The sequence below is a fragment of the Streptomyces physcomitrii genome (assembly GCF_012273655.1).
Classification (GTDB): Bacteria; Actinomycetota; Actinomycetes; order Streptomycetales; family Streptomycetaceae; genus Streptomyces; species Streptomyces physcomitrii.
This window is the reverse complement of sequence record NZ_JAAWWP010000020.1, coordinates 82,464-106,371: the sequence shown is the minus strand read 5'-3', so window position 1 is coordinate 106,371 and position 23,908 is coordinate 82,464. Positions and strand designations below refer to the sequence as shown.

Annotated in this window: 22 protein-coding genes; 10 read left to right on the top strand and 12 right to left on the bottom strand. The window is 73.3% G+C overall.

What is annotated here, in order from left to right; translation table 11 throughout:
• Positions 1–160 precede the first annotated feature (160 nt).
• Entirely contained in the window at positions 161–1,570 is a 1,410-nt protein-coding gene (gene radA, locus HFV08_RS26075; protein ID WP_168542905.1) for a DNA repair protein RadA, read from the top strand.
• A gap of 67 nt (positions 1,571–1,637) precedes the next feature.
• Positions 1,638–2,762 (top strand): DNA integrity scanning diadenylate cyclase DisA, encoded by a 1,125-nt coding sequence (gene disA / locus HFV08_RS26070; RefSeq protein ID WP_040249887.1) that lies wholly within the window; start codon positions 1,638–1,640, stop codon positions 2,760–2,762.
• A 78-nt stretch (positions 2,763–2,840) separates the two neighbouring features.
• On the opposite strand, the gene HFV08_RS26065 is transcribed toward disA, so the two are convergent.
• Positions 2,841–3,317 carry a hypothetical protein gene (locus HFV08_RS26065; RefSeq protein ID WP_168542904.1) on the bottom strand — a complete coding sequence of 159 codons (477 nt, stop codon included), beginning with the start codon at positions 3,315–3,317 and terminating at the stop codon, positions 2,841–2,843.
• Between the two features lie 290 nt (positions 3,318–3,607).
• Here HFV08_RS26065 and HFV08_RS26060 point away from each other — a divergent pair, with 290 nt between their 5' ends.
• A complete protein-coding gene (locus HFV08_RS26060; RefSeq protein ID WP_246342061.1) occupies positions 3,608–4,060 on the top strand; it encodes a hypothetical protein in 453 nt (150 codons plus the stop codon).
• Between the two features lie 155 nt (positions 4,061–4,215).
• The gene (locus HFV08_RS26055; RefSeq protein WP_168542903.1) at positions 4,216–4,890 is read left to right on the top strand and encodes a DUF7691 family protein; all 675 of its coding nucleotides are present in this window, start codon (positions 4,216–4,218) and stop codon (positions 4,888–4,890) included.
• Positions 4,891–4,977: 87 nt separating this feature from the next.
• On the opposite strand, the gene HFV08_RS26050 is transcribed toward HFV08_RS26055, so the two are convergent.
• Positions 4,978–6,786 (bottom strand): glycoside hydrolase family 15 protein, encoded by a 1,809-nt coding sequence (locus HFV08_RS26050; RefSeq protein ID WP_168542902.1) that lies wholly within the window; start codon positions 6,784–6,786, stop codon positions 4,978–4,980.
• A 177-nt stretch (positions 6,787–6,963) separates the two neighbouring features.
• Between HFV08_RS26050 and HFV08_RS26045 the strand changes: the two genes are divergently transcribed.
• Complete coding sequence (locus HFV08_RS26045) at positions 6,964–7,377, top strand: RidA family protein (protein WP_168542901.1); 414 nt, start codon at positions 6,964–6,966, stop codon at positions 7,375–7,377.
• Between the two features lie 104 nt (positions 7,378–7,481).
• On the top strand, positions 7,482–7,709 hold the full coding sequence (locus tag HFV08_RS26040; protein ID WP_168542900.1) for a hypothetical protein: 228 nt from the start codon (positions 7,482–7,484) through the stop codon (positions 7,707–7,709).
• 232 nt (positions 7,710–7,941) lie between these two features.
• Here the strand turns inward: HFV08_RS26040 and HFV08_RS26035 are convergent, their stop codons facing one another.
• From HFV08_RS26035 to HFV08_RS25985, 10 genes are all read right to left on the bottom strand, one after another.
• The gene (locus HFV08_RS26035) at positions 7,942–8,958 is read right to left on the bottom strand and encodes an aldo/keto reductase (RefSeq protein WP_168542899.1); all 1,017 of its coding nucleotides are present in this window, start codon (positions 8,956–8,958) and stop codon (positions 7,942–7,944) included.
• A gap of 266 nt (positions 8,959–9,224) precedes the next feature.
• Positions 9,225–10,226 carry a sugar phosphate isomerase/epimerase family protein gene (locus HFV08_RS26030; RefSeq protein ID WP_168542898.1) on the bottom strand — a complete coding sequence of 334 codons (1,002 nt, stop codon included), beginning with the start codon at positions 10,224–10,226 and terminating at the stop codon, positions 9,225–9,227.
• 46 nt (positions 10,227–10,272) lie between these two features.
• Positions 10,273–11,481 carry a Gfo/Idh/MocA family protein gene (locus tag HFV08_RS26025; protein WP_168542897.1) on the bottom strand — a complete coding sequence of 403 codons (1,209 nt, stop codon included), beginning with the start codon at positions 11,479–11,481 and terminating at the stop codon, positions 10,273–10,275.
• Positions 11,482–11,556: 75 nt separating this feature from the next.
• Positions 11,557–12,648, bottom strand: coding sequence for a substrate-binding domain-containing protein (locus tag HFV08_RS26020; protein ID WP_168542896.1), 1,092 nt, complete (start codon positions 12,646–12,648; stop codon positions 11,557–11,559).
• The gene (locus HFV08_RS26015) at positions 12,645–13,613 is read right to left on the bottom strand and encodes an ABC transporter permease (RefSeq protein WP_237283062.1); all 969 of its coding nucleotides are present in this window, start codon (positions 13,611–13,613) and stop codon (positions 12,645–12,647) included. Before HFV08_RS26015 ends, HFV08_RS26020 begins: the two co-directional genes overlap by 4 nt.
• A 29-nt stretch (positions 13,614–13,642) precedes the next feature.
• Positions 13,643–15,544, bottom strand: a complete 1,902-nt coding sequence (locus HFV08_RS31890) for a sugar ABC transporter ATP-binding protein (RefSeq protein WP_246342060.1) — start codon at positions 15,542–15,544, stop codon at positions 13,643–13,645.
• Between the two features lie 310 nt (positions 15,545–15,854).
• The gene (locus HFV08_RS26000) at positions 15,855–17,036 is read right to left on the bottom strand and encodes an ROK family transcriptional regulator (RefSeq protein ID WP_168542895.1); all 1,182 of its coding nucleotides are present in this window, start codon (positions 17,034–17,036) and stop codon (positions 15,855–15,857) included.
• Positions 17,037–17,588: 552 nt separating this feature from the next.
• Positions 17,589–18,437 carry an aminoglycoside 3-N-acetyltransferase gene (gene aac(3) / locus HFV08_RS25995; protein WP_168542894.1) on the bottom strand — a complete coding sequence of 283 codons (849 nt, stop codon included), beginning with the start codon at positions 18,435–18,437 and terminating at the stop codon, positions 17,589–17,591.
• A gap of 202 nt (positions 18,438–18,639) precedes the next feature.
• Complete coding sequence (locus HFV08_RS25990) at positions 18,640–19,263, bottom strand: histidine phosphatase family protein (protein WP_168542893.1); 624 nt, start codon at positions 19,261–19,263, stop codon at positions 18,640–18,642.
• Positions 19,264–19,503: 240 nt separating this feature from the next.
• A complete protein-coding gene (locus HFV08_RS25985) occupies positions 19,504–20,307 on the bottom strand; it encodes a hypothetical protein (protein WP_168542892.1) in 804 nt (267 codons plus the stop codon).
• Positions 20,308–20,765: 458 nt separating this feature from the next.
• Here HFV08_RS25985 and HFV08_RS25980 point away from each other — a divergent pair, with 458 nt between their 5' ends.
• From HFV08_RS25980 to cseB, 4 genes are all read left to right on the top strand, one after another.
• The gene (locus tag HFV08_RS25980) at positions 20,766–21,713 is read left to right on the top strand and encodes an iron-sulfur binding domain-containing protein (RefSeq protein WP_168542891.1); all 948 of its coding nucleotides are present in this window, start codon (positions 20,766–20,768) and stop codon (positions 21,711–21,713) included.
• A 167-nt stretch (positions 21,714–21,880) separates the two neighbouring features.
• Positions 21,881–22,489: a SigE family RNA polymerase sigma factor gene (locus HFV08_RS25975; protein ID WP_312885828.1), complete on the top strand. Its 609-nt coding sequence runs from the start codon at positions 21,881–21,883 to the stop codon at positions 22,487–22,489.
• Positions 22,477–23,094: a hypothetical protein gene (locus HFV08_RS25970; RefSeq protein WP_168542890.1), complete on the top strand. Its 618-nt coding sequence runs from the start codon at positions 22,477–22,479 to the stop codon at positions 23,092–23,094. The genes HFV08_RS25975 and HFV08_RS25970 overlap by 13 nt, the downstream gene beginning before the upstream one ends.
• 60 nt (positions 23,095–23,154) lie before the next feature.
• Positions 23,155–23,868, top strand: a complete 714-nt coding sequence (gene cseB / locus HFV08_RS25965; protein ID WP_168542889.1) for a two-component system response regulator CseB — start codon at positions 23,155–23,157, stop codon at positions 23,866–23,868.
• The last annotated feature ends 40 nt before the right edge of the window (positions 23,869–23,908 follow it).

Sequence of the window (23,908 nt, the reverse complement as noted above, 5' to 3'; positions counted from 1 at the left end):
GAAGGGGGACACGAGGAGGGCCCCGGCCTGACCCGATACGGAACCGAAGAGGCGTACGGCGGGCCGAAAAGGCGTACGGCGGGCCGGAGTTCGGGCCCGGCGCCACCACTCGTCCCGGGCGCCCGCCCGGTTGTCGGTGCCGCCCGCTACGGTTCCCCCCATGGCCACCCGTACCAAGACCGCCAAGGACCGCCCGTCCTACCGCTGTACCGAGTGCGGCTGGCAGACCGCGAAGTGGCTCGGCCGCTGCCCCGAGTGCCAGGCCTGGGGCACCGTCGAGGAGTACGGCGCCCCCGCCGTGCGCACCACCGCGCCCGGCCGGGTCACCTCCTCCGCGCTGCCGATCGGGCAGGTCGACGGGCGGCGGGCCACCGCGCGCAGCACCGGGGTGCCCGAGCTGGACCGGGTGCTCGGCGGCGGTCTCGTACCGGGGGCGGTGGTGCTCCTCGCGGGCGAGCCCGGGGTCGGCAAGTCCACGCTGCTGCTCGACGTCGCCGCGAAGGCGGCCAGCGGCGAGCACCGCACGCTCTATGTCACCGGCGAGGAGTCCGCGAGCCAGGTGCGGCTGCGCGCGGACCGGATCAAGGCGCTGGACGACGACCTCTACCTCGCCGCCGAGACCGACCTCTCCGCCGTCCTCGGCCACCTCGACGCGGTCAAGCCCTCGCTGCTCGTCCTCGACTCGGTGCAGACCGTGGCCTCCCCGGAGATCGACGGCGCCCCGGGCGGCATGGCCCAGGTCCGCGAGGTCGCGGGCGCGCTGATCCGCGCCTCCAAGGAGCGCGGCATGGCCACCCTGCTGGTCGGCCATGTCACCAAGGACGGCGCCATCGCCGGGCCCCGCCTCCTGGAGCACCTGGTGGACGTGGTGCTGCACTTCGAGGGCGACCGGCACGCCCGGCTGCGCCTGGTCCGCGGCGTCAAGAACCGGTACGGCACCACGGACGAGGTCGGCTGCTTCGAGCTGCACGACGAGGGCATCACCGGCCTCGCCGACCCCTCCGGCCTCTTCCTCACCCGGCGTGCCGAGCCGGTGCCGGGCACCTGCCTGACGGTCACCCTGGAGGGGCGCCGCCCGCTGGTCGCCGAGGTGCAGGCGCTCACCGTGGACTCGCAGATCCCCTCACCGCGCCGGACCACCTCGGGCCTGGAGACCTCCCGGGTCTCGATGATGCTGGCCGTCCTGGAGCAGCGCGGCCGGATCAGCGCGCTCGGCAAGCGGGACATCTACTCCGCGACCGTCGGCGGCGTGAAGCTCTCCGAACCGGCCGCCGACCTGGCCATCGCCCTGGCCCTGGCGAGCGCGGCCAGCGACACCCCGCTGCCGAAGAACCTGGTCGCCATCGGCGAGGTGGGCCTCGCGGGCGAGGTGCGGCGGGTCACCGGGGTGCAGCGCAGACTGGCCGAGGCGCACCGGCTCGGCTTCACGCACGCCCTCGTACCGGCCGATCCCGGGAAGATCCCGGCGGGCATGAAGGTGACGGAAGTCGCGGACATGGGGGACGCCCTGCGGGTGCTTCCCCGTTCACGTCGGCGGGAGGCCCCGCAGGAGGGGGCGGAGCGCCGGTAGACTTTGCCCCGGTCTCGCCCGTCGGGTTGCCGGCGGCGGCCCACGAACCTGCGACCCGAGGAGTGCAGTGGCAGCCAACGACCGGGCGGCAGCTCCCGGAAAGTCCGGCGGGAGTTCCGGTGCCGAGGGGCTGATGCGTGCCTCGCTGAGCGCGGTCGCACCCGGTACCGCCCTGCGGGACGGCCTGGAGCGGATCCTCCGCGGCAACACCGGAGGCCTCATCGTCCTCGGCTCCGACAAGACCGTCGAGTCGATGTGTACGGGCGGCTTCGTGCTCGACGTCGAGTTCACGGCGACCCGGCTGCGCGAGCTGTGCAAGCTCGACGGCGGCATCGTCATCGACAAGGACGTCACCAAGATCCTGCGCGCCGGGGTGCAGCTGGTGCCCGACCCGACGATCCCGACCGAGGAGACCGGCACCCGGCACCGCACCGCCGACCGCGTCTCCAAACAGGTCGGCTTCCCGGTGGTCTCGGTCTCCCAGTCGATGCGCCTGATCGCGCTCTACGTGGACGGCCAGCGCCGCGTCCTGGAGGACTCGGCCGCGATCCTCTCCCGCGCCAACCAGGCCCTGGCCACCCTGGAGCGCTACAAGCTCCGCCTCGACGAGGTCGCCGGCACCCTCTCCGCCCTGGAGATCGAGGACCTGGTGACCGTCCGGGACGTCACCGCGGTCGCCCAGCGCCTGGAGATGGTCCGCCGGATCGCCACCGAGATCGCCGAGTACGTGGTCGAACTGGGCACCGACGGCCGCCTGCTCGCCCTCCAGCTGGAGGAGCTGATCGCGGGCGTCGAACCGGACCGCGAACTCGTCGTCCGCGACTACGTCCCCGAGCCCACCGCCCGCCGCTCCCGCACCGTGGACGAGGCCCTGTCCGAGCTGGACGCCCTCACCCACGCCGAACTCCTCGAACTGCCCACCGTGGCCCGCGCCTTGGGCTACACCGGCTCCCCCGAGGCCCTCGACTCCGCCGTCTCCCCCCGCGGCTTCCGCCTGCTCGCCAAGGTCCCCCGGCTGCCCGGCGCGATCATCGACCGCCTGGTCGAGCACTTCGGCGGCCTGCAGAAACTCCTCGCGGCGAGCGTGGACGACCTCCAGACCGTCGACGGCGTCGGCGAGGCCCGCGCCCGCAGCGTCCGCGAGGGCCTGTCCCGGCTCGCGGAGTCGTCGATCCTGGAGCGGTACGTCTAGGGCCTCCTGGAGCGGTACGCCCAGGTCCTGATCCGAGGGGCGCCCCACGGGCGCCCCTCCTGCGTCCGCCCTACCGGCTCAGAACTCCTGGTCCAGCTTCGTCCCCTTCGGGGCGCGATAACAGCCGGACACGACGTGCACCAGGATGAGGGGATTGCGCTCTTTCCCGGCCGTCGGACTCGACACCCTCAATTCAACGTTGAGCGAGTAGCGGTCCTTCGTGGAGTCGGCGGTGAGTTCCAGAGTCCTGGCCTTACTGCTGTTCGGCCCGTACTCGACGATTTTCCAGCCGTGCCGCGGAAGCTTCTCCCGCAGGCGCTGAAAGCCCTTCCGCAGCACCTCCTCGGACGAAACTCCGTAGACAGACCACGGATGACCGGTCCGGTAGAGATGCTCAGGATCCTCCTTGCACGGCGTGACACTGGGCCCCGGTTCCGTGACCTTGCCCTCGTCGATACCGATGAGGTCGAGAATCTGACTGGACTTCTCACTCGCCCTGTCCCGAGCCTTCTCCACGGCCAGAGTCTTCGGCGTGTAGTCGAGACCGTCGTCCATGACTCCGCTGCATCCCAGCGCACAAAATCAGGGTGCCGAGAGAGAGCGCCGCAGCGCCGATCATGCGCCTTCTTCTGGTACCGCTCGCCATCCCGTCGTCTTCCTCTGGTCGGGCTCTCACTGCCCGGGTACCGCCCAGGGCAAGCCGCCAAACGTCCTCTGCCGATAACGACGTTGTGCAGGCGTCAGTCATGGAGTCGGGCTCCAGGGGTCAACTGCCTCTGTCCGCCCGGCCGGAGGGGAGGGCCGCCCCGTTCCGGCGCGGAAACGGGCCCAGTAGGGTCAGGGCCATGCAGCCGCCGCAGCCGTCCACCCCGCCGCCGTCCGCCGCTCCCCAGGGGCCGATAACGGCCCCGCGCCGTACCGGGCTGCTCCTCGGGGCCCTGGTCGTCGGCCTGTTGCTCGGCGCCGGGGGCGTGGGCGCGGCCTGGGCGCTCGGCGGGGAGGACGGCGGGTCCGGCTCCGGGGCCGGAGCGGCGGGTGATGCGCGCGGTGCCTGCGCGGCTCTCGACGGTTTCGACGAGTCTCGGTACGGGGCGAAGGGCGACGAGGGGCTGGTGGCCCTCAACCGCTGGAGCGGGGCGGTGACGCTGTCCGCCGCGGCGGCCGCGGGCGACCAGGAGTACCGGCCGCTCGCGGAGGCGCTCAAGCGGGCACAGCAGCGCCACGCCCGTGAGTTCACCTTCGACGCCGAGGCGAAGAAGGACCTGGCGAAGGCCCGCGGGATCTGCGCGGACCTCTGAGGCCTGAGGCGGCGGGCAGCGCAGACCAGGGCCGGTGAGGGCCTTGCTGCCCTGGGGTGCCGGTTCCGGTGCCGGTGTCTCGGGTGAGTGCCGGTGCCTCAGGTGGACGCCGGTGCAAGTGCCGTTGTTTCGGGCCCCGTTGCCATCATGAGCCCATGAGCGGAGACGTCCTCGTATCGATGAAGACCGTCCGGCGGAGCGAGTGGGCGGCTCTGCTCGGTGGTGTGCCGGGGCCGGAACAGCAGCGGGTGCACGAGCTGGCGCGGGAGCGGGCCCGTGCCGTACAGGTCCGGCTCGACGCGGCGGACGGTGAACGGGACGGCAGGCAGGGCGAGTTGGGCCTCACCGTGCCCGATGCCCTGGCGGAACTGCTCGCGGGTCGGGCGGCCCAGGACGGCCCCGGTGCCGGTGCCGCCTACCGCCGTGCTCTGATCGCCCTCCTCGCCGGGATCGGCTCGGAGCCCGTCGTCCTCGGGTCGTACGCGGCGCCGCCGAAGGCCCTCTACGCGCGGATGGACGAGGAGATGCGCGAACTGGGCGTCCCGGAGGCGCTGTTGCCCCACCGGTACCTGTTCGCCGGGGCGCCCGAGGAGCTGCCGCTGCCCGAGCCGCCGGACGGGCACCCGGGGCTGGGCAGCCTGCCGGTGGACCGGGCCGGGGCGCTCGCGGAGGCCGGCCGGCGGGTCGCGTACAGCCTGGGCACGACGTACTACGCGGTCCGGCCGCTGGTGGACGCGCTGGAGTCCGCGCACCAGGAGTGGCAGCGGGCCCTGCGGTCCGGGCGGCGGGACCACGCGGACCTGGTGGTCTTCTGGAGCGACGACGAGTGAACGGCTCGCCGCGAACGCCTCCGCAGACCGGCCGCCCCCGCCGACCAGCCGCCCCCGCGCCCCGCCCTCAGCCCCCGCGCCCGGCCCTCACCCCCGCCCACCCCCGGCGGCCTCCTCCGGGCCCGGTCGTCCGAAGAGTGTGTACGCCGTGCCGATCAGGCCCAGGTGGCTGAACGCCTGGGGGAAGTTGCCCAGTTGGCGGGCGGCCTTCGGGTCGTACTCCTCGGCGAGCAGGCCCACGTCGTTGCGCAGGTCGAGCAGGCGGTCGAAGAGGTCGCGGGCCTCGGTGCGGCGGCCGGTGAGGTGGAGGGCGTCGGCGAGCCAGAAGGAGCAGGCGAGGAAGGTGCCCTCGGTACCGGGGAGCCCGTCGACGGTGCCGCCGTCGGTGCTGTAGCGGCGGATGAGGCCGTCCTCGTCGAGTTCACGGCGAACGGTGTCCACGGTGCCCCGCACCCGGGGGTCGCTCGCGGGCAGGAAGCCGACCCGGGGTATGAGCAGGGTGGCCGCGTCGAGTTCGCGGCTGCCGTACGACTGGGTGAAGGTGCCGCGCTCCTCGTCGAAGGCGCGGGCGCAGACCTCGCGGTGGATGGTCTCGCGCAGTTCCTGCCAGCGCCCGACCTCGCCCGGCAGTCCCGGGTGGGCCTCCATGGTGCGCACCGCGCGGTCGGCGGCGACCCAGGCCATCACCTTGGAGTGGGTGAAGTGCCGCCTGGGGCCCCGGACTTCCCACAGTCCGTCGTCCGGATCGGACCAGGCGGACTCCAGGTGCTCCATCAGCGCGCGCTGCAACTTCCAGGCCTCCGGCTCGAATTGCAGGCCCGCGGCGTCGGCGGTGTGCAGGGTGTCCATCACCTCGCCGTAGACGTCCAGCTGGAGCTGGTCGACGGCGGCGTTGCCCGCGCGTACCGGCCGGGACTTCTCGTAGCCGCTCAGCCAGGTCAACTCGGTCTCGGGCAGACGGCGTTCACCGCTGAGCCCGTACATGATCTGCAGGTCGGCGGGGTCGCCCGCGACCGCTCTCAGCAGCCAGTCCCGCCAGGCCTGGGCCTCCTCCTGGTAGCCCGCGGAGAGCAGCGCGCCGAGGGTGAGCGCGGAGTCGCGCAGCCAGGAGAAGCGGTAGTCCCAGTTGCGGACGCCGCCGAGTTCCTCCGGCAGCGAGGTGGTGGGGGCGGCGACGATGCCGCCGGTCGGCTCGTAGGTGAGGGCCTTGAGGGTGAGCAGCGAGCGGACCACGGCCTCCCGGTGCGGGCCCCGGTAGCGGCAGCGGTCCGACCAGGCCTGCCAGTCGGCGAGGCTGGTGGCGAGCGACTCCCGCGGGTCGACCGCACTGGGGGCGCTCTCGTGCGAGGGGGCCCAGGTGAGGACGAAGGCGCGCTCCTCGCCCGCGCGCACCGTGAAGTCGGAGCGGATGCCGAAGTCGTGGACGACGGTGTCCACTTGGGGGTCGTGGCGCAGCCAGGCCGAGTCCGGTCCCGCGACGGCCACCAGGCTCCCGTCCACTTCGCGCATCCAGGGCCGCACCCGCCCGTAGTCGAAGCGCAGCCGCAGTTCGCCGGTCATGGCGACCTCGCCGGAGAGTCCGGTGACGATCCGGATCAGGTCCGGCACCCTGTCCCGCTGCGGCATGAAGTCGGTGACCTTGACGGCGCCTTCGGGTGTCTCCCAGACGCTCTCCAGGACGAGCGAGCCGGGGGCGTAGGCGCGGCGGGTGCAGCTGCCCGCGCCCTCGGGGGCCAGCCGCCAGTGGCCGTTGTCCTCCTGGCCGAGCAGCGCCGCAAAGCAGGCCGGGGAGTCGAAGCGCGGCAGGCAGAGCCAGTCCACCGAGCCGCTGGTGCTGACGAGCGCCGCCGACTGGTGGTCGCCGATGAGTGCGTAGTCCTCGATTCCGTGGGTCACAGATCCCGCCTGCCCGCACCGGGGCCGGAATAGGCAGTCTCCGGTGGATCATCTCGCCGAGGTGCGGGCGGGCGGCGGCACAGGCGCGGGCCCGGGCGGAAAAGCAGGGGCGCGCCCGGGGGCGTTCTGCCAGGGTGAGCGGTTGTCCGCAGGCCCGCACCACCGAACGGAACGCCCGTGCCCCGTGCCGTCACCCTGATCCGCTCCGACGCCCTCTCCGATGTCGCGGAGTACGCCTACGCCGCCACCGCGCCCGCCGAAGCCCGGCTGATCTTCCTGGCCGGTGCCTGCCCGCTCGACGAGGAGGGCGGCACCGTCTGCCCCGGCGACCACCGGGGGCAGGCCGCCCGGGCGGTGGCCAATCTGCGTACCGCGCTCGCCGCGGCCGGGGCCGGGATCGAGGACGTGATCAGCACCCGGGTCCTGGTCGCCACCGCGGACCCCGCTGACCTGGTGGCCGCCTGGGAGGTGGTCCGGGACGCCTTCGGCGCGCACGACGTGCCGAGCACCCTGATGGGGGTGACCGTGCTCGGCTACCGGGACCAGCTGGTGGAGATCGAGGCGGTCGCCGCCGTACTGGACCCCGAGTGAGCCGGACCGCGCCGAGAACCCCGGAGACCCGCCCATGCCCGCACCTCTGAGAGCCCCGGAGACCCGCCCATGCCCGCAACCCTGAGAACCCCGTAGGCCCGCCCGTGCCCGCACCCCACGGATTCAGCTACGAGACCCGGGCCGACGGCAGCGTCGAGATCACCCACCGGGGCCGCACGGCGACCCGCCTCCGCGGTGCCCGGGCGGCAAAATTCCTGGCCGAAGTCGCGGCAGGGGACGCCCAGTTGGTGATGGCGCGCTGGACCGGCGCCTACAAGTTCGGCAACGAGCGGGCCGCCCGGAACCACCCGCGCAACAGCGGCCGGCGCTGAGCCGCGTGCCTTCCCGGGTCACCCACGGCGCGCGGGCCGGGAGGCCAGCGCCCGGAGCCCGGATCGGCCCGACGGTGTGACTCCGCGGGACAGCAGCGACATCACGAGGGAGGTGGGCCCGCAGTCGTGCGCGGGGAGGTACGCGTCGTGCCGGCGCAGCGGCACGAGTGCGGCCGAGACGGTGGGGTGCGACTGCTGGACCTGAATGGCCGGGACCGACGCTCCGGCACCTCTAGCGTCCCAGCGGCCGGATCCGGTCGTCGGTGTCCCCGTACACATTGCGCCGTACGACGGGCTCGTCGAGGAACTCGTGCGGGAAGCCGAGCGGGACCGCGCTGAGCCGGTCGAGGCGGGTCAGGGCGGACTCGTCGAGGGTGACGTCGAGGCAGCCGAGGGTGTCGGTGAGCTGGGACTCGCGGGTGGCGCCGAGGAGCGGGACGAGGTTGCCGGGGCGGCTGCGCAGCCAGGCGAGGGCGACCTGGCCGGGGGTCCAGCCGCCCTGCTCGGCGGTCTCGACCACCGCGGTGACGAGCGCGTCCTCGCGCGGGTCGGTGGTGTCCGTACCGAGGCGCCCCTGTTCGCCGCGCAGGTACTTGCCGGTGAGCCGGCCGCCCGCGAGGGGGCTCCAGGCGAAGACGGCCTGGCCGAACGCCCGTGCCTGCGGCAGGAGTTCACGTTCCGGTGAGCGGTCGAGGAGGTGGTAGCGCAGCTGGGAGCCCGCGAAGGAGGTCCAACCCCGCAGTTCGGCAAGGGTGTTGGCCTGCGCGATCTCCCAGGCCGGCCAGTCGGAGACGCCGAGGTAGAGCACCTTCCCGGCGCGCACCAGGTCGTCGAGGGCGCGCATGGTCTCCTCGACGGGGGTGAACTCGTCGCGGGCGTGCACCCACAGCACGTCGAGCCGGTCGGTGCGCAGCCTGCGCAGGCTCGCCTCCACCGACTGCACCAGGTTCTTGCGGTGGTTGCCGCCGGAGTTGGGGTCGCCGGGGCGGGTGGCGCAGGTGTACTTGCTGGCCAGGACGTACTCCTCGCGGCGCCCGGTGAGCAGTTCGCCGAGGACGCTCTCCGAGCTGGAGCCGGTGTAGATGTCGGCGGTGTCCAGGAAGTTGCCGCCCGCCTCGGTGTACAGGTCGAGCAGGCGGCCGCTCGCCTCCTTGCCGATGCCGCCCGCGTCCTCGGTGCCGAAGGTCATGGCGCCGAGCCCGAGTTCGCTCACCCGGAGCCCGGTCCTGCCGAAGAGTGTGTAGCGCACGCTGTTCCTCACCGTCGTCGCAACCGTCGTCGTATCGCTCTCGCCCGCCGCGGCAGGCGCCCGGTACCGGCCCTGTCCCGTACGGGCGCACCGGGCGGCCGCGGGCCCGTACCCTGCGCACGCTACGAGCTGGAGCGCACTCCAGGGCAAGGCACGCCCAAAGGCACGCCCACCGGCCTTCCCCGGACTCTGCTGCTGGGCTGTCGGGAAGACGAAGTGACGAGGCGTCAATTCATGACGGTTGCTCAGTTGCCGGTGAGAGTTCCTCAGTTGCCCCCGAAAGCCGCGTCGAAGGAGGCCGTCGGGGGCTCGAAGTCGTAGGCCTTCAGGCGCCGCAGGGCCTCCGGGGCGCCCTGGAGGCGGTCCATCCCCGCGTCCTCCCACTCCACCGAGACGGGTCCGGCGTAGCCGATCGAGCGCAGCATCCGGAAGACGTCCTCCCAGGCCACATCGCCGTGCCCGGCGGAGACGAAGTCCCAGCCGCGGCGCGGGTCGCCCCAGGGCAGGTGCGAGCCGAGGCGGCCGTTGCGGCCGTCGAGGCGGCGGCGGGCCTCCTTGCAGTCGACGTGGTAGATCCGGTCCCGGAAGTCGTAGAGGAAGCCGACCGGGTCGAGGTCCTGCCAGACGAAGTGGCTGGGGTCGAAGTTGAGGCCGAAGGCGGGCCGGTGGCCGATGGCCTCCAGGGCGCGGTGGGTGGTCCAGTAGTCGTAGGCGATCTCGCTGGGGTGCACCTCGTGGGCGAAGCGCACGCCCTCGGTGTCGAAGACGTCGAGGATCGGGTGCCAGCGCTCCGCGAAGTCGGTGTAGCCGCGCTCCACCATGTGCTCGGGGACCGGCGGGAACATCGCCACCAGGTGCCAGATCGAGGAGCCGGTGAAGCCGACGACGGTCTCCACCCCGAAGGCGGCGGCGGCCCGCGCGGTGTCCGCCATCTCGGCCGCCGCCCGCTGCCGCACCCCCTCCGGCTCGCCGTCGCCCCAGATCCGCGGCGGCAGGATGGCCTGGTGCCGCTCGTCGATCGGGTCGTCGCAGACCGCCTGCCCGACCAGGTGGTTGGAGATCGCCCAGCACTTCAGGCCGTGCTTGTCGAGGAGTTCATGCCGCCCGGCCAGATAGCCCGGCTCGTGCAGGGCCTTCTGTACGTCGAAGTGGTCGCCCCAGCAGGCGAGTTCGAGCCCGTCGTAGCCGAAGTCGCGGGCCAGTCGGCACACCTCCTCCAGCGGCAGATCGGCCCACTGCCCGGTGAAGAGGGTGAAGGATCGCGGCATCGTCTTCTCCTGACGCGTACTCAGTTCGCTTGCGGGATACGGGAGGTCACCCGGCGGGGACGGCGGCGGGCTGCGGGGCCGGGACGGGGACCAGGACGGAGTTCTCGGCCGCGCTCTGCTCGACCGCGGCGAGGACGCGCTGCACCTGGAGCCCCTCCTCGAAGCCGGGGTCCGGGTCGGTGCCCGCGGCGATCGCCTGGAGCAGGTCGTGGGCCTGGTGGGTGAAGGTGTGCTCGTAGCCGAGTCCGTGACCGGCCGGCCACCAGGCGGAGAGGTACGGGTGGCTGTCCTCGGTGACGTGGATGCGGCGGAAGCCCGCCTCGGCCGGGTCGGCGGTGTGGTCGTGGAAGTGCAGTTCGTTCAGGCGCTCCAGGTCGAAGGAGAGCGAGCCGAGGGTGCCGTTGACCTCCACCCGCAGCGCGTTCTTGCGGCCCGCGGCGACCCGGCTCACCTCGAAGGAGGCCAGCGCCCCGGAGGCGAGGCGCCCGGAGATCAGCGCGGCGTCGTCCACGGTGACCGGGCCGATCTCGCCCGGGGAGCCGCCGGGCACCGGGCGCTCCCGTACGAAGGTCTCGGTCTGCGCGCTGACCGCGGTGAGCGGCTCGCCCGCGAGGTGCTGGGCGAGGTCGACGGCGTGCGCGCCGAGGTCGCCGAGGGCGCCGGAGCCCGCCTGCTCCCTGCGCAGCCGCCAGGCCAGCGGGAAGTCGGGGCTGACCAGCCAGTCCTGGAGGTAGCTGATCCGCACGTGCCGCAGCACGCCGAGGCGTCCCTCGGCCGTCATCCGGCGGGCCAGCGCCAGGGCGGGCGTGCGGCGGTAGTTGAAGCCGACCATGGCGAACCGGCCGCGGGCGCGGGCCCGGCGGGCGGCCTCGGCCATCGCCTCGGCCTCGGCCACGGTGTTGGCGAGCGGCTTCTCGCACAGCACGTGCTTGCCCGCCTCCAGGGCCGCGATCGCGATCTCGGCGTGGCTGGACCCGGGGGTGCAGATGTCGACGAGGTCCACGTCGTCCCGGGCGATCAGGGCCCGCCAGTCGGTCTCGGCGGCGGCCCAGCCGAGCCGGCCGGCCGCCGCCCGCACGGCGGCCGGGTCCCGCCCGCAGACGGCGGCCATGGCGGGGGCCAGCGGCAGGTCGAAGACCCGCCCCACGGTGCGCCAGCCCTGCGAGTGGGCGGCGCCCATGAAGGCGTAGCCGATCATCCCGATCCCCAGTACCGGGGTGGCGGGGGTGGCGGGCGCGGAGGTGTCGTTGGGCATGGAGCTCCTCCCAGTCGAAGCGGGGTGCGGTGGCGGGGCGCGGGCCGGTGGTCGTCAACGGCCGCGCCCGGCAGGTCAGTTGAAGCCGGTCGGGAGGTACTGGTCGACGTTCTCCTTGGTCACCACGGCCGAGTAGAGGGTGAGCGAGGCGGGGATCTCCTGCTCGGCGAGGCCGCCGACGCCCTTGCCCTGGCCGAGGGCGCGGGCCAGGTCGATCGCGGAGGCCGCCATGGTCGGCGGGTAGAGCACGGTCGCCTTGAGGACGGTGTTGTCGGCCTTGATGACATCCATCGAATGCCGCGAACCCGCGCCGCCGACCATCACGAACTCGTCCCGCCCGGCCTGCTTGATGGCCCGCTCGGCGCCCACGCCCTGATCGTCGTCGTGGTTCCACAGGGCGTCGAACTTCGGCTGCGCCTGCAGGAGTTCGGCCATCTTCTTCTGCCCGGACTCGACGGTGAACTCGGCGGCCTGGCGGGCCACCTTGCGGATGTTCGGGTAGTTCTTCAGGGCGTCGTCGAAGCCCCGGGTGCGCTCCTGGGTCAGCTCCAGGCTGTCCATCCCGGCGAGTTCGACGACCTTCGCGTTCTTCTTGCCCTTGAGCCGCTCGCCGATGTAACGGCCCGCGTTCAGGCCCATCCCGTAGTTGTCGCCGCCGATCCAGCAGCGGTACGCCTGCGGGGAGTTGAAGACCCGGTCCAGGTTGACCACCGGGATGCCGGCCCGCATCGCCTTGAGGCCGACGCCGGTCAGCGCCTTGCCGTCGGCGGGCAGGATCACCAGGACGTCGACCTTCTTGTTGATCAGGGTCTCGATCTGGCCGATCTGCTGCGCGGTGTCGTTGGAGCCCTCGGTGCTGACCAGGGTGACGTCCTCGTAGGCCTTCGCGCGGCGCCTGCCCTCCTCGTTGATGGCGTTGAGCCAGCCGTGGTCGGCCTGCGGACCGGCGAAGCCGATGGTGACCTTCTTGCCGGGCTTGTCGCCGGGCGCGCCCGCGGGCTGCTTGCCGGAGTCGGACTCGTCCTTGGTCTCGTTGCTGGTGCAGCCGGTGGCGAGCAGGGCGGCACCGGCCGCCGCGGTGCCGAGGAGCAGATTGCGGCGGCTGGCGAACTGCCCTGTGGCGGGCGGCTGTTCGGGGCTGTCGCCGGTGCGCCGGAGTTCTCTCATGAGCTGGTACGACCCTTCTGGACCAGGACGGCAGCGACGATGATCGCTCCCTTGGCGATCTGCTGGACGTCGCTCTGCAGGTTGTTGAGCGCGAAGAGGTTGGTGATGGTGGTGAAGACCAGGACGCCGAGGACGGAGCCGGTGATGGTGCCGCGTCCGCCGCTGAGCAGGGTGCCGCCGATGATCGCGGCGGCGATGGCGTCGAGTTCGTAGAGGTTGCCGTTGGTGTTCTGGCCGGAGCCGGTGAGCACGACGAGCATGAAGGCGGCGATCCCGCAGCACAGTCCGGAGAGCAGGTAGAGCAGCAGCCGCTGCCGCTTGACCGCGATGCCCGCGAGCCGGGAGGCCTCCGGGTTGCCGCCGATGGCGACCGTGCGGCGCCCGAAGGTGGTGCGCCCGAGGACCAGCCAGCCCAGCACCGAGACCGCCGCGAAGATCAGCACCAGCGGCGGGATCCCGAGCACGTAGGCGTCGGGCAGGCCCAGGTCGAGCACGGACTCGACGGTGACCACCTGGGTGCGCCCGTCGCTGATCTGGAGCGCGAGCCCGCGCGCCGAGGCCAGCATCGCGAGGGTGGCGATGAACGGCACCATCGGCCCGTACGCCACCAGGAGCCCGTTGACCAGCCCGCAGCCGAGGCCGACCAGGAGGGCGCAGAACAGGATGCCGGGCAGCCCGTACTCCTGGGTGGCGACGGTGGTCGCCCACACCGAGGCGAGGGCGACGATCGCGCCCACCGAGAGGTCGATGCCGCCGCCGATGATGACGAAGGTGACGCCCACGGTGACCACGCCGATCACCGAGGCCTGGGTGAGGATCAGCTGCAGATTGTCGGTGCTCAGGAACTCGCTCGGCTTGGTGAGGGCGCCGACGACCACCAGCGCGCCGAGCACCGCGAGCAGCGAGAGGTGCCGCAGGTCGATCCGTGAAACCGCCCTGCGGGCAGGGGACTTGGTGGGCGGCAGGGAGCCCGCGCCCGGGTCGGTCGCGGCAGTCAGCACGAGGGTGCTCCTTCCATGACGAGGTCGAGTACGCGGTGCTCGTCGAGTTCGGTGGCCGGTGCCCGGTGCACCACCACGCCCTCCCGGAGCACCAGGACGCGGTCGGCGAGGCCCAGCACCTCGGGCACCTCGCTGGAGACCAGGAGGACGGCGAGCCCCTCGTCCGCGAGGCGGCGGATCAGGGCGTACAGCTCGGAGCGGGCGCCGACGTCCACGCCCCGGGTGGGTTCGTCGAGCAGCAGCACCCGGCACTCGCGCAGCAGCCAGCGGGCGAGGACGACCTTCTGCTGGTTGCCGCCGGACAGGGTGCGCACCGGGCGGTCCGGGTCGGCCGGGGAGAGCGAGAGGTCCCGGGTGCCGGCGAGGGCGGCGGCGCGTTCCCGGCGCCCGTCGAGCCAGCCGCCGGTGGAGAAGCGGCCGAGCGAGGAGAGCGAGACATTGCTGCTGACCGGCTCCAGCATCAGCAGCGCCTGCGCCTTGCGCTCCTCGGGCGCGAGACCGATCCCGGCCCGCACCGCCGCGGGCACCGAACCGGGGCGCAGCGGCTTCCCGTCGACCAGGACCCGTCCCGCGCTCGGCCGCCGCGCGCCCGCCACGGTCTCCAGGATCTCCGACCGCCCGGACCCGACAAGACCCGCGAGGCCGACGATCTCCCCCGGGTGCACATCGAGGTCAAGGGGGGCGAACTCGCCCTTGCGGGTGAGGGATTGCAGGCTGAGGAGGGGTGGGGTGAGGGGGGTGGGGACGGTGGGGCCTGAGCGGGGGTCGTGGTCTTGGGGGGTGAGGGCGGTGGAGGGGTGGTCCTCGGGTCCGTGGTCCTGGGATCGGTGGTCCTGGGATCGGTGATCCTCGGAGCGGCGGTCCTGGGATGCGCGGTACCGGGGGTTCGGGTCCTGGGATACGTGGTCCTGGGATCCGGAGTCATGGGGTACGGAGTCCTGGGATGCGGTGGTCTTGGCGTACGGGTCCTGGGGGCGGGGGTCCTTGGACCACGGGTCCCAGGAGTGGGCGTCACCGGAGCCGGACTCCCCCGGTCCGGTGGCCTCGGGGCCGGTGGTCCCGGAGCCGGAGTCCCCGGAGCGCCGGTCCGTCGTCGCCTCGTCGCCGGTACGGGCCGGGGTGCCGTACGGCCGGGTGGGGCGGGGCGGGAAGACGTAGGCGATCTCGCGGCCGGTCATCAGGGAGACCACCTCGCGGGTGGCGGTGGTGCGGGCCGGGAGGCCGCGGGCGGCGACCCGGCCGTCCTTGAGGACCGAGACGCGGTCGCCGATCCGCCGGATCTCCTCCAGGCGGTGCGAGATGTAGACAACCGCCACGCCCTGGGCGGTCAGATCGGTGACGATGCGGAAGAGGTTGCCGACCTCGTCCGGGTCGAGCGCCGCCGAGGGCTCGTCCATCACGATCAGCCGCACCTCGTGGGAGAGCGCCCGGGCCATCGAGACGATCTGCTGCCCGGCCGCGGACAGCGCGCCGACCAGGGTGCGCGGGTCGATCTCCGGGTGGCCGAGGCGGCGCAGCAGGGCGGCGGCGCGTTCACGGGCGGTACGCACCCGGAGGAAGCCGCGGGTGGCCACCTCGTGCCCGAGGAAGACGTTCTCGGTGACGGACAGGTGCTCCACCAGGTCGAGTTCCTGGTAGATGGTGGCGATGCCGAGCCGCATCGCGGCCACCGGACTGCCGAGCCGTACCTCCCTGCCCTCCCAGCTGATCCGCCCCTCGTCCGGCTGGTGCGCCCCGGCGAGCACCTTGATCAGCGTCGACTTGCCCGCACCGTTCTGCCCGAGCAGGCAGTGCACCTCCCCGGCCTCGACATCGAGGTCCACCCCGTCGAGCGCGCGCACGCCGGGGAAGGACTTGGTGATGCCGGACATCGTGAGCAGGGGTGCTGCTGCCATGGCCGTCCTCCGTCGGGAGCCGGGGCGGGTGCGGGGTGCGGGTGCGGGGTGCGGGTCGTACGGGGATGCCGGGTGCGTCGGGGCGTACGGGGCCGTCCCGGGGCGGCCGGGAGGTCCGTTGGTGTGCGGTGAGATGCGGTGGGGTGCGGTGCGGTGGTGTGCGGTGGGGCGTGACGCGGGGCGGCGTGGTGCGGGTGTGCGGGTGGGGCTGCCGGGCGAGTGGTGCGGCTCTGCTGGACGTGCGGCCGTGCTGGTCGTGCGCGTGGTGCGGCTGCGCTCGGTGCGGGTGGTGCGGGTCGGCCGGGGTGGCTCAGGCCGGGGAGAAGAGGTGGTCGCTGATCAGGCGGGTGGCTCCGGTGACCCCGGCGAGCTGGCCCAACTCGCCCAGGACCAGCGGGAGATTGCCGGTCGCGAGCGGCAGCGACTGGCGGTAGACCTGGGTGCGGATACTGGCGAGCAGGGTGTGGCCGAGGCCCGTCACACCGCCCCCGATCACCACGAGCCCGGGGTTGAAGAAGCTGACGAGTCCGGCGATGACCTGCCCCGTACGGGTGCCGCCGTCGCGGATCAGGCCGAGCGCGGCGGCGTCCCCGGCCGCCGCGGCGGCGGCCACGTCCGGGCCGCTCAGCCTGCCCGCGACGGCGAGCCGCGCGGCAAGTTCCGGCGAACTCCCGTCCCGGGCGGCCGCTTCGGCGTCCCGGGCGAGTGCCGCGCCGCCGAAGTAGGCCTCCAGGCAGCCGCGGTTGCCGCAGGCGCACGGGCGTCCCTCGGGCTCCGCCTGGATGTGTCCGATGTCGCCCGCGCTGCCGGTCGTGCCGCGGTGGACCTCGCCGCCGACGACGATGCCGCAGCCGATACCGGTACCGATCTTCACGCAGAAGAAGTCCCGTACGCTGCGCGCGACTCCGGCCTGCTGCTCGCCGAGCGCCATCAGGTTCACGTCGTTGTCGACCAGGACCGGGCAGCCGAGCTCCTGGCTGAGCGCCTCCCGTACCGGGAAGCCGTCCCAGCCCGGCATGATCGGCGGCGCCACCGGGACCCCCTCGGGGAAGCGGACCGGCCCCGGCACGCCGATGCCCGCGCCGTCGAAGCCCTCGGCGAGGCCGTCGTGCTTGAGCTTGGCCACCATGGCGAGGACCTGCTCGAAGACCGCGACCGGGCCCTCGCGTACGTCCATCGGCTGGTTGAGGTGGCCGAGGATCTCCAGCTCCGGGCCGGTGACGGCGACGTCGACCGAGGTCGCGCCGATGTCGATGCCGAGGAAGCGCAGACCGGGTGAGAGCCGGACGTTGTGCGAACGGCGCCCGCCCCGGGAGGCGGCGAGCCCGTCGGCCACCACCAGACCGGTCTCCAGGAGCCGGTCCACCTCGACGGCGAGCTTGGAACGGGAGAGTTCCACCTCGTCGCCCAGACGGGCCCGGGATGTCGGACCGCCGTCCCGCAGCAGCCGCAGGAGCCGCGCCTGATGCGCGTTCGCAGGCCGAGCCGTCATGCGCCTCACGCTGCCCCTCCCTCCCCAAGGCCCACGGCACGGGGAAACCCGGTCACGGTGACGCAGGGACGCCGGACACCTGACCGCCGGTACGCGGCCGGTGCCCGACCCGCCGAGTAGCGGGCGCGCGCCGGGATTTCACGGGGAACGTAGCAACGGCACACCCGGCTGGGAAGAAGTCGTGCAGAAATCGCTCAGACTTTTTCTCCTGGGAGGACAAAGGTGCTGGGGAGGGGCGGGCGGGGCGGGGGCACGGTCGCGGGAGGCAGGGTCGCGGAGGCGCGGTCGCGGAGGCGCGGTCGCGGAGGCGCGGTCGCGGAGGCGCGGTCGCGGAAGGCACGGCCACGGAGGCAGGCAGCAGGCGGGCAGGCATCAGGCAGGCAGGCAGGCAGGCAGGCAGGCAGGCAGGCAGGCAGGCAGGCAGGCAGGCAGGCAGGCAGGCAGGCAGGCAGGGGGATTCTGCGGCGGCTGACACAGTTGGGGTGACAGATGGCGGATGACAGATATCACTATCTGTCATCCGTCATCCGTCAGTTGGTATCTGTCACCCCGTCACCCCACCCCCCGCTCAATCCACTCCACCCCGAACCGCACCACCTCAGCCGCCTCGAAGAGATAGCTCTCGGCAGCGCCCACCACCCCCCGCCTCCCGAGCCCCGCCGCCAGCGCGTCCCGGGCCAGCACCTCGAAGGCCTCCTCCCCCTCGGCCACCAGGGCGGAGTAGTCGAAGGCACCGTGCTCGGAGTCGATGTCGCGGAAGCGGCGCCAGACGCGTTGCCCGTGCTCGTCGCGGACGGGCTGCTCGTACTCCACGAACCGTTTCCCGGGCGCCTCGGCCAGCGCCTCCGCGTGGTGCAGCAGGGTGAGCGTGTCCAGCGGGGCGCCGAGGAGCAGCACCCGGCCGCCGTGCGCCACGAGCCGGGCCAACGGGCTGCCGGGACCGTGCGGATCGTCCCAGGGGTGGTCCTCCGTCAGCGGACCGGCGAGCGGGCCGAGCGCCGCGAAGCTCACGTCGGGATGGCGGCTGCGTACCGCGCCGGGCCAGCGCCGCAGCACCTCGGGCAGGCGGCCGTTCTCGTGGTCGGACTCGCTCAACTCCGGGTCGTACACGGGGTGTTCGGCTCGCAGAGCCGCCTGCCACTCCGGCGGCCAGTCGGTGAATCCGTAGGGCGGCGCGTCGTTCCAGCCGCAGGTGACCATCAGGGTGCCCCTCTCGCCCACCGCGTCCCGCAGCGCCTCGACGACGGTACGGGCACCCCCGGCGACCCAGCCGAGGGCGGAGAGCCGCGTATGGAACATCACGAGGTCGCCCGCGGCGATCCCCAGCCGGGCCAGGTCACCGCGCAGCCGACCGCGGGTGACGGGGCCGCCCGAACGCGCGAGCAGGGTCTCTTCGTCCATACCGGCGGAGGGTTCCACGCCACCCGGCACCGGGCAAACCCACGCGACGTCCGGGCCCGCACCCACCCGCACCCTGCCCGAGCGCCCGAGCATCCGCGTACCCGAGCGCCCGCCTCCCCGATCACCCGACCCTCGTACGCGCTCGCCCCGCCCACGCACCCGAGCCCGCGCACCACCCCCTCAGAGGTGACGCAGAGGCGGCTCAGAGGTGACGTGGCTCAGCCGGCAGCCCCGTCCAGCGCAGTTCGGCCGGCAGGTGGCTCATGTCGTTCTGGACGAGCAGGGCGGTGGGGCGGCCGGGGGTGTAGCGGATCACCGTGAGCGCCGCGTTGGCGTGGTCGAGGCCCAGCCAGCGCCAGGCCGGGGCCGAGAGCGCCTCGCGGACCAGCCAGCCGAGCAGGAAGTTGTGGGTGACGACGAGTTCGTGCACGGTCGCCTCGCCCGGGGCGGGTCCGGTGAACCGGTCCAGGGCCCGGCGGGCGAGCGCGGCCCCCTCGACGCGCTCCTCCTCGGTGGTGGCCGACAGGAAGCCGAGGAGCCGCTCGGCGCTGTCCTCGGGCAGTTCGGCGGCCTGAGGCACGTACGGCACATAGTCCCCGGCGGCCTCGGACTCCCGCAGCGGTACGCCGTCAAGCCGGGCGGCGGCGAGCGCGGCGGTCTGCGCGGCGCGGGGCAGCGGCCCGTGGTGGACGGCCGTGAGCGGCACGTCCCGCAGCCGCTCGCCGAGCAGTTCCGCCTGGCGGCGGCCGTTCCCGGTCAGGCCGTCCTCGGACTGCGCCTCCCCGTGCCGCGCGAGGTACAGATAACGACTGCCGCGTACGGCCATGAACGCTCCCCTTCACCGATCCGGGCCCTCGCCTCAGAGCCCTGCTCACCTGGGGTGACGCGCGATGCGGGGAAGCGGTTGCAGCGGCGGCGGACGCACACCGCAGCCCCGCGCCTCTCCGCTCGGTCGGCGGCGGGACGGGGGAGCCCCGCGCCTCACTCAGCAATCAGCCGCCCAACGTCCGCCGCTCAGCAGTCCGCCCAGCAGCACCCCGCCGCCGGTACGAAGGCGGCCCGCGCCTCAGTCGGCGGCGAGGACGAAGGAGGCCTGGGCCTTCTTGCCGCCGGGGCCCTTCGCCTCCGCCAGGTAGGTACCGGGGGCCGCGGAGTCCTCTTCGGGGGTGGCGCACTCAGGGGCGCTCGGCTTGCGGTCCCAGCGCACGGTACGGGTCGCGCTCCCCTCGGCCGGTACCCGTACCGGCCAGCTGGCCTCGCTCTTCGGGCAGTCCTCGGAGGACCAGATCTCGACGTCGCCGTCCGCCTTCGTGATGGTCAGGACGGTCTTCTTGTCGCCGAGGTCGGCCTTGCACTCCTTGCCGCCCGCGTTCTTGGCGGTGAGGACCAGCTCGGGGGTCTGACCGGGCGCGTAGCGGTTGCGGACGCTGCGCAGCTTCAGGGTCACCGAGCCCTCGGTGCAGGCGGGGAGGCTGCTGCCCGCCGGAAGCTTGTCGCCCGCGCCGCCGCCCGCGCCACCCGAGCCGCCCTTGCCGTCGTCGCCGCCGGAGCCGCCCGCGCCGTTCTCGTCACCGCCGCCGGAGCCGCCGCTGTCCTCGCCGCCGCTGCCGCCGGTGTCCGACTCGTCGCGCCCGCCCGGGTGTTCACTGATCGCGGGTCCGGAGCCGGAGGGCCCCGGCGTGATCGAACTCGCCGGGCCGCTGCCCTTGCCGGGGCTGTCCGCGCCCTTGTCCTCGCCGCCTCCGCCGCCCGCGGTGACCGCCCAGATCACCACGAGGGCCAGCACCGCGACCAGGGCCAGCAGAACGGCCCTCCGCCGCCAGTAGATGGAGGAGGGGAGCGGCCCGACAGGATTGCGCATTGATCCCACGCCCAAACTCTACGAGAGAACGGGGAGTTGTCCTGCCCCACCCGCCGCCTGGGACCCCGATTTTCCGGATCACCGGTCAGCAGAACGGGAGTTGAGGCACACGTCTCACGATCAGCAGACCTCCCCTCACTCTCCGTACTCGCCTCTCCCGCACACCAGGCCCCCTGAACTCACCTGCGCGCCAAGCCACTTGAGCACCCCGACTGCCGCCCGCGCCCCCTCCCACCCGCGGGCGACAGCACCCACCCGGCCACCCGCCCGCCTCGTACAGGAGACGGCCCCTCACCTCGTACGAGACCGTCCCCCACCCCTGGCGGAGAGCTCCCACCCCCGCATTCCGGGCCCTCCCCCAGCTCCCCCTCCCTCTGCCCCCACTGCTCTTCCCGGGTGTCGTGCCGCGCCCGTGCGGCCACGCGTCTGCGGTGTGCGGGCGGGGGCGTGGCAGGATCGGACGTGCCATGACTGCGCCAACGAAGCCCATGCAGAGCACAGCCGCCGATACACCCAGCGCGCACAGCGCCCTCCACGAGCCGGTGATCACCTGGTTCGAGGACCACGCCCGCGACCTGCCGTGGCGGCGCCCCGAGGCGGGCGCCTGGGGCGTGATGGTCAGCGAGTTCATGCTGCAGCAGACCCCCGTCGCCCGGGTGCTGCCCGTCTACGAGCAGTGGATGGCCCGCTGGCCGCGCCCCGCCGACCTGGCCGAGGAGGCGCCCGGCGAGGCCGTGCGCGCCTGGGGCCGGCTCGGCTACCCGCGCCGCGCCCTGCGGCTGCACGGTGCCGCGCTCGCCATAACGGAACGCCACGGCGGGGACGTACCCGCCCAGCACGCCCAGCTGCTCGCCCTGCCCGGGATCGGGGAGTACACCGCCGCGGCGGTCGCCTCCTTCGCCTACGGGCAGCGGCATGCCGTGCTGGACACCAATGTGCGCCGGGTCTTCGCCCGGGCGGTGACCGGCAGCCAGTACCCGCCGAACGCGACCACCGCCGCCGAACGCAAGCTCGCCCGCGCCCTGCTGCCCGAGGAGGAGCGGACCGCCGCCCGCTGGGCCGCCGCCTCCATGGAACTCGGCGCGGTGCTGTGCACGGCGCGCAACGAGAACTGCGGCGCCTGCCCGATCTCCGGGCAGTGCGCCTGGCGCCTCGCCGGCAAGCCCGAGCACGTGGGGCCGCCGCGCCGGACCCAGTCGTACGCGGGCACCGACCGGCAGGTGCGGGGCAAGCTGCTCGCCGTGCTGCGGGAGTCTCCGGGGCCGGTGCCGCGGGCCGCCCTCGAACGCGTCTGGGACGACCGGATCCAGCGGGCGCGCGCCCTGGACGGGCTGGTCTCGGACGGCCTGGTCGAGCCGCTGCCGGGCGGCCTCTACCGACTGCCCACAGGCCCCCCTTCCGGACAAAAGCCCTGATCGCAGCGCCTACCGAGGGGCGCACGAGCCGCTGTTACACAACCGACGGCTGCTCGTGCGCCCCTCGCGCGCTGGTCCGCACCGCGCCGTGACAACGCCTCCGTAGCGTCCTTCCCGTACCGCAGAGGTACGAGGGAACTGGCACACGGGGACCGGAGGCGGTAGCAGTGGCACAGGCAGAGGTGCTCGACTTCGAGGAGTACGTCCGCACGCGGCAGGACGCCCTGCTGCGCAGTGCCCGACGGCTTGTCCCCGATCCCGTGGAGGCGCAGGACCTCCTGCAGACCGCGCTGGTGCGGACCTACGGGCGCTGGGAGGGCATCGCCGACAAGCGGCTGGCCGACGCCTATCTGCGCCGGGTCATGATCAACACCCGGACCGAGTGGTGGCGCGCCCGCAAGCTGGAGGAGATACCGACCGAGCAGCTGCCGGAGTCCAGCGTCGAGGACACCACCGAGCAGCAGGCCGACCGGGAGCTGCTGCGGGACATCATGGCGGTCCTGGCACCGAAGCAGCGCAGTGTCGTGGTGCTGCGACACTGGGAGCAGATGTCCACCGAGGAGACCGCCGCCGCGCTCGGCATGTCCACCGGCACCGTCAAGAGCACGCTGCACCGGGCCCTGGCGCGGCTCCGCGAGGAGCTGGAGCGCCGGGAGAACGCGGTGCCGGGCCCTCGGGACGGCCGCGGCCGGGAGTCCGGGGGCGAGCGCGGTGGGCTCGGCGAGCGGGACGGCGGGGACCAGATGAACGGAGAGCCAAGTCGGTGCGCGGCCTAGTACGGAGTTCGGCGGCGGCGGGTGCGGCGGGAGTCGTGCTCGCCGCTCTCGGCGTCCTGGCGACTGCCTGCGGGACCAACGGCACGGGGGTGCGCGACGAGGGTCCGGGGCGCACCTCGGAGCCGGTGTCCCGGCCGAGCCCGGCGCCCAGCCCGGGCAGCAAGGTCGACGCGGTCGCCCTGCTGCGCCAGGACCCGAAGGTCGGCCCGGACATCCGGGAGAACCTCACCCCCTGCGGCGGCCGGCGCTACCCGGTCGACGTCAGCTACGGCGACCTCACCGGCGGCACCACGAGCGATGTCCTGGTCAACGTGATGACCTGCGCGGACGCGGTCGGCATCGGCACCTTCGTCTACCGGTACACGGGCGGCTCCTGGGTGCATGTCTTCGGCTCCGAGGAACCGCCGGTGTACTCCGAGATCGACCGCGGGGACCTGGTGGTCACCCGGCAGTTCTACGGACAGGACGACCCCATCGCCTCCCCCTCCGGCGAGGATGTCATCACCTACCGGTGGGTGGGCGGCCGCTTCACCGAGCAGAACCGCACCCACAACGACTACAGCAACGCCGTCGGCGACGGGCAGAGCCCGCCCTCGCAGAGCTGAAGAGCTGAAGAGCCGAAGAGCAGAGAGCCAGAGCCGAGGAAGCGGGAGCGGCAGCGAGCGATGAACCAGCAGACCCATGTCCTGTTCGTCGAGGACGACGACGTCATCCGGGAGGCGACCCAGCTCGCCCTGGAGCGCGACGGCTTCACCGTCACCGCGGTGGCCGACGGGCTCAGCGGCCTGGAGTCCTTCCGTTCCGTACGGCCGGACATCGCGCTGCTCGACGTGATGGTGCCGGGCCTGGACGGGGTCAGCCTGTGCCGCCGCATCCGCGACGAGTCCACGGTGCCGGTGATCATGCTCTCCGCCCGCGCCGACTCCATCGACGTGGTGCTCGGCCTGGAGGCGGGCGCCGACGACTACGTCACCAAGCCCTTCGAGGGTGCCGTCCTGGTGGCCCGCATCCGCGCGGTGCTGCGGCGCTTCGGGCACGCGAGCGGGGCGGCGGCCAAGGAGCCGGAGCGGGCCGAGGCGCCGCCGGCCGAGGAGAGCACCCTGCACTTCGGGGAGCTGGAGATCGACACGGAGGGCATGGAGGTCCGCCGCGCGGGCGAGCTGCTCTCGCTGACCCCGACCGAGATGCGGCTGCTCCTGGAGTTCTCCCGGGTGCCGGGCACCGTGCTCTCCCGTGACAAGCTCCTGGAGCGGGTCTGGGAGTACGGCTGGGGCGGCGACACCCGGGTGGTGGACGTGCACGTCCAGCGGCTGCGCACCAAGATCGGCCAGGACCGCATCGAGACGGTCCGCGGCTTCGGCTACAAGCTGCGGGGCTGAGCACGGGTGGAAGGCCGGGGCGTGAGCGGGGCGAGGCACG